General features: G+C 41.5%; 2 protein-coding genes. Both read left to right on the top strand.

Annotated elements, in window-relative coordinates:
* Positions 1 to 9,245, top strand: a 9,245-nt coding sequence (locus H3R25_RS08775) for a DUF1542 domain-containing protein (RefSeq protein ID WP_198195155.1), incomplete at its 5' end; no start/stop codon positions are given.
* Between the two features lie 407 nt (positions 9,246 to 9,652).
* Positions 9,653 to 10,969, top strand: a 1,317-nt coding sequence (locus H3R25_RS08770) for a BspA family leucine-rich repeat surface protein (RefSeq protein ID WP_198195153.1), incomplete at its 3' end; no start/stop codon positions are given.

The raw sequence follows: 10,969 nt of genomic DNA, 5'->3' as shown, positions 1-10,969 counted from the left end.
CCGAAGTAGCCAAAGTACAAGGTGAAATCGATGCTGATAAGACCTTAGATGCTGCAACCAAGGCCAAACAGAAGCAGGATGCAGCTGATGCTGGAGCAGCAGCTAAAGCCAACATTGATAATGCAACTGATGCTCAAGGAGTAAAGGATGCATTAGGCAAGGGTATAAAAGCAGTAGATGATACTCATGTTCCTGCTAGTCTAGACGCACAAAAGAAGGATGCTAAAGACGCTATTGATGCCGAAGTAGCCAAAGTCCAAGGTGAAATCGATGCTGATAAGACCTTAGATGCTGCAAGCAAGGCCAAACAAAAGCAAGCAGCAGCTGATGCTGGAGCAGCAGCTAAGGCCAACATTGACAATGCAGCTGATGCTCAAGGAGTAAAGGATGCATTAGGTAAGGGGATAAAAGCAGTAGATGATACCCACGTTTCTGGAACAGCTGTAGACACCCAAAAACAAGATGCTAAAGACGCTATTGATGCCGAAGTAGCCAAGGTTCAAAGTGAAATCGATGCTGATAAGACCTTAGATGATGCAACCAAGGCCAAACAAAAGCAGGATGCAGCAGATGCCGGAGCAGTAGCTAAGACCAACATTGATAATGCAGCTGATGCTCAAGGAGTAAAGGATGCATTAGGCAAGGGCATAAAGGCAGTAGATGATACCCACGTTACTGGTGCATTATTAGATACCCAAAAGCAAGATGCTAAAGACGCTATCGATGCCGAAGTAGCCAAAGTCCAAGGTGAAATTGATGCTGATAAGACCTTAGATGCTGCAACCAAGGCTAAACAGAAGCAGGATGCAGCAGATGCTGGAGCAGCAGCTAAGACCAACATTGATAATGCAACTGATGCTCAAGGAGTAAAGGATGCATTAGGCAAGGGCATAAAGGCAGTAGATGATACTCACGTTTCTGGAACAGCTGTAGACACCCAGAAACAAGATGCTAAAGACGCTATTGATGCCGAAGTAGCGAAAGTTCAAGGTGAAATTGATGCTGATAAGACCTTAGATGCTGCAACCAAGGCCAAACAAAAGAAAGATGCAGCAGATGCTGGAGCAGCAGCTAAGACCAACATTGATAATGCAGCTGATGCTCAAGGAGTAAAGGATGCATTAGGCAAGGGCATAAAAGCAGTAGATGATACTCATGTTTCTGGAACAGCTGTAGACACCCAGAAACAAGATGCTAAAGATGCTATTGATGCCGAAGTAGCCAAAGTCCAAGGTGAAATCGATGCTGATAAGACCTTAGATGCTGCAACTAAGGCCAAACAAAAGCAGGATGCAGCCGATGCTGGAGCAGCAGCTAAGACCAACATTGATAATGCAACTGATGCTCAAGGAGTAAAGGATGCATTAGGCAAGGGCATAAAAGCAGTAGATGATACCCACGTTTCTGGAACAGCTGTAGACACCCAAAAACAAGATGCTAAAGACGCTATTGATGCCGAAGTAGCCAAAGTACAAGGTGAAATCGATGCTGATAAGACCTTAGATGATGCAACTAAGGCCAAACAGAAGCAGGATGCAGCCGATGCCGGAGCAGCAGCTAAGACCAACATTGATAATGCAGCTGATGCTCAAGGAGTAAAGGATGCATTAGGCAAGGGTATAAAGGCAGTAGATGATACTCATATTTCTGGAACAGCTGTAGACACCCAAAAACAAGATGCTAAAGACGCTATTGATGCCGAAGTAGCGAAGATCCAAGGTGAAATCGATGCTGATAAGACTTTAGATGCTGCAACCAAGGCCAAACAAAAGCAGGATGCAGCTGATGCCGGAGCAGCAGCTAAGACTAACATTGATGATGCAACTGATGCTCAAGGAGTAAAGGATGCATTAGGCAAGGGTATAAAGGCAGTAGATGATACTCATATTTCTGGAACAGCTGTAGACACTCAGAAACAAGATGCTAAAGATGCTATTGATGCTGAAGTAGCCAAAGTCCAAGGTGAAATCGATGCTGATAAGACCTTGGATGCTGCAACCAAGGCCAAACAAAAGCAGGATGCAGTTAATGCCGGAGCAGTAGCTAAGACTAACATTGATAATGCAACTGATGCTCAAGGAGTAAAGGATGCATTAGGCAAGGGCATAAAGGCAGTAGATGATACCCACGTTTCTGGAACAGCTGTAGATACCCAGAAACAAGATGCTAAAGGCGCTATTGATGCCGAAGCAACCAAGGTGAAAGGTGAAATCGATGCAGATCCAACTTTAACGAACGCAGAAAAGGCAGCACAAAAGGCTAAGGTGGATTCTGATGCTCAAAAAGCTAAGGCTGCAATTGACAATGCAACTGATGCTCAAGGAGTAGTTGATGCACGTGATCAAGGTATTGATCAAATTAGAAAAGATCACCAACCTAACACAACTACTCTGGAAGAGCAAAAGCAGAACGCTAAAGATGCAATCGATGCTGAGGCAGTTAAGATTAAGGGTGAAATCGAAAACGATCCAACTTTAACTAATGCTGAAAAGACTGCTCAAAAGAATAAGGTTGATAGAGATGCCGCAGCAGCTAAAGACAATATTGATGCAGCAACTAACGCACAAGGTATTGTTGATGCACGTGATCAGGGTAAGAAAGTAATTGACGGTGATCACGTAACAAGCGACACCCCATTATCAGATCAAAAGCAGAATGCAAAAGATGCAATTGATAATGAAGCAATTAAGATTAAGGGTGAAATCGACGCAGATCCAACCTTAACTAGTGCTGAAAAGGCTGAGCAAAAGGCCAAGGTAGATGCTGATGCTCAAACTGCAAAAGATAATATCGATGCTGCAACTGATGCTCAAGGTGTTAAAGATGCACAAAGAGCTGGTATTAAGGCTATTGATAAGGATCATGTTTCAGGCACATCCTTAGATGATCAGAAGCAAGCAGCTAAAGCCAAGATTGACAAAGAAGCTAAGGACACTAAGTCACTTATTAATTCTGATCCAACTCTAACTGATGCTGAAAAGACTGCCCAAAAGGCTAAGGTAGATGCTGATGCAGTTGCAGCTAAAGACGCAATTGATAAGGCAACAACGGCTCAAGGAGTAATCGGTGTAACTAATGATGGCATTAACACTATTGATGCTGATTACCAACCAAGTGATGCAACTTTAGACCAACAACGCCAAGCAGCTAAAGATCGTATCGATGAGGAAGCTGATAAGATCAAGGGTTGGATTAATAAGGATCCTTCATTAGATAGTAAGGCTAAAGCTGATCAAATTGCTGCAGTTGATGCAGCAGCAACAGCTGCTAAGAATAAGATTGATGCTGCTACAAACGCTCAGGGCATTAAAGCTGCTCGTGATAAAGGTATCATTGATATTGATTCTAAGTACCTAACTAACCCAATGTCACTTGTTGATCAAAAGAAATATGCTCAACAATTAATCAGAGATGAAGCTGAAATTGTTAAGGAAGAAATCAACAGTGATCCAGTTCTTGATGATCAAACGAAGAAAGATCAAATTGCTGCAGTTGAAGCTCAAATGCAGAAGGCTATTGACAAGATTGAAGCTGCTGCAACCGCACAACAAGTTCAAGAAGAATACACTAATGGTGTGAATGTTCTTCATGCTCAACACTTGTCAGGTAATGACTTGGCAACTCAAAAGCAATCTGCTAAGGATGCTCTTGTTCAAGAAGCAAATACAATTAAAGCTATTATTGCTGCTGACACCGCTCTTGATGATGATGAAAAGGCAACACAAACTGCTAATGTTGAAGGTGAACTTGAAAAGGCTGAAAATGCAGTTGACCGTGCGAAGAATTCACAAGAAATTAGTGATCGTGAAGTAGCAGGTATTAATGCAATTGATGCACAATATGTTCCTGGTAAGACTCTTGACGATCAAAAGGCTGAAGCTAATAAAGCAATTGATGAAGCTGCAACTGCAGCTAAAGCATCAATTGACGCTGCTAAGAACTTAACTAACCCTGAAAAGGCAAAGGCTAAGCAAGCAGTTGATGATGCAGCTAATGCAGCTAAAGACAATGTTGATGCTGCAACTGATAGTGAAGGCATTGAAAAAGCTCAAACAGATGGTATTGATGCAATTAATGCAGTTGTTAAGGATAGTAGTGCAGTTGAATTAACTGCTGTTAAGGAAAATGCTAAGCAAGCAATTGATGCTGAAGCAGCAGCTATTAACCAAGCAATTACTAATGATCAAAACTTAACTCCATCTGAAAAGGCAAGACAATCATCAAATGTTCAATTGGAAGCTCAAAAGGCTAAGAATGCAATTGATCGTGCTGAAGATGCTCAAGAAGTCAAGGATAAGGAAAATGCAGGAATTGATGCAATTGATGCTCAATACATTCCTGGTAAACCACTTGACCAACAAAAAGCTGATGTTTCATCAGAAATTGATGCAGCTGCAGCAAATGCTAAGGATGCAATTGATAAAGATACTGGTAAGACAGCTGCAGAAAAGGCTAAAGAAAAGCAAGCAGTTGATGATGTAGCCGCAACAGCAAAAGACGCAATTAATAAAGCTGAAAATGCTGGAGATGTGAACAAAGCTAAAGAAGATGGTTTAGCAGGAATTGCTGCCGCTAAGAAACCAAATATTACTTTAGATGATCAAAAGGCAGCAGCTAAGGATGCAATCGATAAGGCTGCTAATGATGCTAAGAACAAGATTAGTCAAGATTTAGAGTTAACTCCTGATGATAAAAAAGCTGCCAATAAAGCAATAGATGATGCAGTTGCAGCAGCTAAGGATAAAGTAGATCAAGCAACTAATGCTGACCAAGTTAGTCAAGTTGTAGCTGATGTTACAAACGAAATTGGCAAAGTTATTACTGGCACTGATGACACCAAGAGCAAGAATACAGTCAAAGACAGTATCAAAGACCATGGTGATTCAGCCAAGAAAGATGTAGATGCACTGCCAAATCTGAGTGATGCTGATAAACAAGCCATCAAGGATAAGATAGATCAGGCAGTTGCAGCAGGAACTGCAAATGTAGACACTGCCAAGACAATTTCTGAAATGCTGCAAGCTGCTAATGACGCAATGGCTACAATTGATAGCATTGTTAAGGATAATAGTGGCTCAGGATCTAACGGCTCAGAATCAAATGGTTCAGGCAGCAACGGATCTGACTCAAATGGTTCAGAATCAAACGGATCAGACTCAAATGGCTCAGGATCTAACGGATCAGACTCAAATGGTTCTGACTCCAACGGTTCAGGCTCAAACGGTTCAGAATCAAATGGTTCAGGATCAAATGGTTCAGGATCAAACGGTTCTGACTCAAATGGCTCAGGATCAAATGGTTCAGAATCAAATGGTTCAGGATCAAACGGCTCAGACTCAAATGGCTCAGAATCAAACGGCTCTGACTCAAACGGTTCAGGCAGCAACGGTTCTGACTCAAATGGCTCAGGCTCAAATGGTTCAGAATCAAACGGCTCCGAATCAAATGGCTCAGAATCAAATGGTTCTGACTCAAACGGCTCAGGCTCAAATGGCTCAGAATCAAATGGTTCAGGATCAAACGGTTCTGACTCAAATGGCTCAGGCTCAAACGGATCAGACTCAAATGGTTCAGGATCTAACGGCTCTGACTCAAATGGCTCAGAATCAAACGGTTCAGAATCAAATGGCTCAGAATCAAACGGCTCTGATTCAAATGGCTCAGACTCAAATGGTTCAGGTTCGAACGGTTCTGACTCAAATGGCTCAGAATCAAACGGCTCAGACTCAAATGGATCAGGCTCGAACGGCTCAGACTCAAATGGTTCCGAATCAAACGGTTCTGACTCAAATGGTTCAGGCTCAAATGGCTCCGAATCAAACGGTTCTGACTCAAATGGTTCAGGCTCTAACGGTTCTGACTCAAATGGCTCAGGATCAAACGATTCTGACTCAAACGGTTCAGGCTCTAACGGTTCTGACTCAAATGGCTCAGAATCAAATGGTTCCGGCTCGAACGGTTCAGACTCAAATGGCTCCGAATCAAACGGCTCCGAATCAAACGGTTCTGACTCAAATGGCTCAGGATCAAACGGCTCAGACTCAAACGGTTCAGGCTCAAACGGCTCAGAATCAAACGGTTCAGAATCAAATGGCTCAGAATCAAACGGTTCTGAATCAAATGGCTCAGGCTCAAACGGTTCTGACTCAAATGGTTCAGAATCAAACGGTTCAGGCTCAAATGGCTCAGAATCAAACGGTTCTGACTCAAATGGCTCAGGATCTAACGGCTCAGACTCAAATGGTTCAGGCTCAAATGGCTCAGGATCTAACGGCTCAGAATCAAATGGTTCAGGCTCAAATGGCTCTGACTCAAATGGTTCAGGCTCAAACGGTTCTGACTCAAATAGCTCAGGATCTAACGGCTCAGAATCAAACGGTTCAGACTCAAATGGTTCAGAATCAAACGGTTCTGACTCAAATGGTTCAGACTCAAATGGCTCAGGCTCAAACGGTTCTGACTCAAATGGCTCCGAATCAAATGGAACAGGCTCAAACGGTTCAGACTCAAATGGCTCAGGATCTAACGGCTCCGAATCAAACGGTTCAGACTCAAATGGCTCAGGCTCCAACGGTTCAGACTCAAATGGAACAGGCTCAAACGGTTCAGACTCAAATGGCTCAGGATCTAACGGCTCAGAATCAAACGGTTCAGACTCAAATGGCTCAGGATCTAACGGCTCAGAATCAAACGGTTCAGACTCAAATGGCTCAGGTTCAAATGGTTCAGAATCAAACGGCTCAGGCTCAAACGGTTCTGAATCAAATGGCTCAGGATCAAATGGTTCAGAATCAAATGGTTCAGGCTCAAATGGCTCAGGATCTAACGGCTCAGAATCAAACGGTTCTGAATCAAATGGCTCAGGCTCAAATGGTTCAGAATCAAACGGCTCAGGCTCAAACGGTTCTGACTCAAATGGCTCAGAATCAAATGGCTCAGGATCAAATGGTTCAGAATCAAACGGTTCAGGCTCAAATGGCTCAGGATCTAACGGCTCCGAATCAAACGGTTCAGACTCAAATGGTTCTGACTCAAATGGAACAGGCTCAAATGGCTCAGTCTCGAACGGTTCAGACTCAAATGGCTCCGAATCAAATGGAACAGGCTCAAATGGCTCAGAATCAAACGGTTCTGACTCAAATGGTTCAGAATCAAATGGCTCAGGCTCAAACGGTTCTGACTCAAATGGCTCCGAATCAAATGGAACAGGCTCAAACGGTTCTGACTCAAATGGCTCAGGCTCTAACGGCTCAGAATCAAACGGTTCTGACTCAAATGGTTCAGAATCAAACGGTTCTGACTCAAATGGTTCAGAATCAAATGGCTCAGGCTCCAACGGTTCAGACTCAAATGGAACAGGCTCAAACGGTTCAGACTCAAATGGCTCAGGATCTAACGGCTCAGAATCAAACGGTTCAGACTCAAATGGCTCAGGATCTAACGGCTCAGAATCAAACGGTTCAGACTCAAATGGCTCAGGTTCAAATGGTTCAGAATCAAACGGCTCAGGCTCAAACGGTTCTGAATCAAATGGCTCAGGATCAAATGGTTCAGAATCAAATGGTTCAGGCTCAAATGGCTCAGGATCTAACGGCTCAGACTCAAATGGTTCAGGCTCAAATGGCTCAGGATCTAACGGCTCCGAATCAAACGGTTCAGACTCAAATGGTTCTGACTCAAATGGAACAGGCTCAAATGGCTCAGTCTCGAACGGTTCAGACTCAAATGGCTCCGAATCAAATGGAACAGGCTCAAATGGCTCAGAATCAAACGGTTCTGACTCAAACGGTTCTGAATCAAATGGTTCTGAATCAAATGGCTCAGGCTCGAACGGTTCAGGTTCAAACGGTTCTGAATCAAATGGCTCAGGCTCAAATGGCTCCGAATCAAATGGAACAGGCTCAAACGGTTCAGAATCAAATGGCTCAGGCTCGAACGGTTCTGACTCAAATGGTTCAGACTCGAACGGCTCAGAATCAAATGGTTCAGGCTCAAATGGCTCTGACTCAAATGGTTCTGACTCAAATGGCTCAGAATCAAATGGCTCAGAATCAAATGGTTCAGGTTCAAATGGCTCCGAATCAAACGGTTCTGACTCAAACGGTTCAGACTCGAACGGCTCCGAATCAAATGGCTCAGGTTCAAACGGTTCTGAATCAAATGGTTCAGACTCGAACGGCTCAGAATCAAATGGTTCAGGCTCAAATGGCTCTGACTCAAATGGTTCAGGTTCAAACGGTTCTGAATCAAATGGCTCAGGTTCAAATGGCTCAGGCTCAAACGGTTCAGGATCTAACGGTTCCGGCTCAAACAGCTCAAGCAATAACTCTGGTAATAGTGGATCCGGTTCAAACAATTCAGGTTCAAATAACTCCAGTAATGCAGGAACTGGTTCAGCAGGTTCGGGTGTTAACGCTTCTGGTTCGAATGGCTCAGCAACTAGTGAAGGCACTTCAGCTGAAACTGCTGGTGCAGATGCTTCTAAGGCTGTTGATAAGACTCTTACACACAATGCATACTTCTACGATAAGAACGGCAATCGTGCCAACCTATTAGTTGCTAAGAAGGGCTCGACAATTTCTACTTTTGGAACCCAAAAGATTGGTAATCGTGACTTCTACTTAACTGATGATGGTTTATACGTTGCAGTTAACAACTTTATTGGTAAGAAGAGAACTTTGAAGAAGAATGCCTTCGTATACAACAAGAATGGTAAGCGTGTTGGCACTAAGCTTTTGAAGAAGAATGCTAAAGTAACTACTTACGGTGATCCAGTTTCAATTAACGGTAAGTCTTACTTCATTATTGACAATAATCGTTATGTCAAAGCAGCAAACTTTGCTTCAGCTACTAAAGAAGCAAATAATGTTCTTGCAGATGGTGTAACTTCAAATGCTACATTAGGTCATGATGCTTACATTTATAACGGTAACGGTCAAAGAGTTAACAAGGTAATCCTTAAGTCTGGTTCTCAAGTAACTACTGGCGAAACTAAGACAGTTAATGGTCGTCAATTTGTTGAAATTGGCAAAGATCAATATCTCGATAGCGACAATGTTACTGGAACCACTCGTACATTGACTTCAAGTGCTGCTGTTTACAACAAATATGGTAAACGTGTTGGTAGCAAGACAATCAATAAGGGTGAAAATGTTCAAACATTCGGAAGTGTTGTTGCAATCCAAGGTGTGGCTTACTACTCCATTGGAAATGATGAATTTGTTAAGCAAACAGCTTTTGAATAAAAAGTAGTACATTATTCTTTGAATAATTACTGAAAATAAAGAAGCTCCTATCTTTTTAGATAGGGGCTTCTTTTTGTCTTCCTAAATAATCCTAGTATAAAAAGGAATAAGCTGTTGATGCACCTTTCGGTAATTTTTAATTAAGTAATTAAAATCAGTGTTAGCAGAAGACAAAAGACATATGCCAGCTGGCGTACAGGAAACTGGGCAAGAGTAACAGTACCAAAACTAAAGGGTTATACTGCAAGTAGTGCTTTTGTTCCGGCAGAAAAAGTAACAAGTGATAGTCAAGATCAACAGGTGGATATTTATTATACTGCTGATAATTTAGAAACCTTTTTTTGTTGAAAAAATATAAGTGTAATCATATAATTAAATAATATATGTTATTTAAATGGAGGAGAAAAATGAACAGTAGAAATAGAAGTCTACTTATTTCGTCTGCAGTTGCAGGACTAGTATGTGGAGTTGCCTTAACTCAGCAACAAGTAAAAGCAGCAACAGAAGATCCAGCAGCAAGCAGTGAAAAAGTAGTAGAAGTGCAGGCCCCAGGAAGTAAAACTGAAACGGATGCAAATGGTAATAATTCAAATGGTAATAATTCAAATGGAATAAATGATACAGATGCAAGTAGTAGTAATTCAAATAGTGGAAGCGAGGAGAATAGCTCCACCAACGAGTCTACCGAAGTAGATAAAAATGGAATTAACACTCAATCAACAGAAGCTAAGCAGCACGTACCAGTCAAAGCAGGTCAAGGTAGTGAGATAATTGATCAAGGAACATGGGGTACAAGTAAATGGGAATACACTCGTGAGGGTGATGACTACGTTTTACATTTACATGAAGGAACTTTGGGATTACCAAAATGGTATTCCGGTAAATTTACTGATGTTGGTATAGGTCAGCTAAATGAAAACTTTCAGAATCAATTAACTAAGATTAAATTTGATTCAGGAGTAATTGCAAACCAAAATTCGTCCGGTCTATTTGCTTGTTTGACTAAATTGACTTCAATTGAAGGTTTAGCCAATCTAGACACTTCAAATGTAATGAATATGCGACTAATGTTTAATAACTGTTCGAATTTGACAGAACTTGATTTAAGCAAATTTAATACGGCAAAAGTCACTAATATGCGTGCGATGTTTTTGGGATGTACTAATTTAAAGAGCTTAGATTTGAGCAGTTTTGATACATCGGCAGTCACAGATATGACGACAATGTTTACGGATTGTAAAGCACTAGCAAATCTAGATATAAGTAATTTTAATACTTCTAATGTTATAAATATGCGGGATATGTTCGGTTCATGTAAGAACTTAGAAGAGCTAGATTTAAGTAATTTTGAAACATCCGAGGTTATAGATATGGATGCAATGTTTCTATTTTGTTCTGGCTTGAAAAAAATAAACCTCAATCATTTTGACACTTCAAATGTAACAGATATGTCCTCAATGTTTGAAGGCTGTTCTAGTTTAAAGAGCATTAATGTAAGTAACTTTAATACTTCAAATGTAACAAACATGTCATTTATGTTTGACAGTTGCTCTAGTTTAAAGACTATTGATGTAAGCAATTTCGACACTTCTAAAGTGACAGGTATGCCTTGGATGTTTAATGGCTGTCATAGTTTGATGAACATTGATTTGAGCAATTTCAATACATCAAATGTAACAGATATGTATTCAATGTTTAATGGATGTTGGAATTTAACTGATTTA

It is taken from the genome of Lactobacillus sp. M0390 (assembly GCF_016102085.1).
Classification (GTDB): Bacteria; Bacillota; Bacilli; order Lactobacillales; family Lactobacillaceae; genus Lactobacillus; species Lactobacillus apis.
Note: the sequence above shows the minus strand (reverse complement) of the source record. Positions and strands in the feature narration are given on the sequence as shown.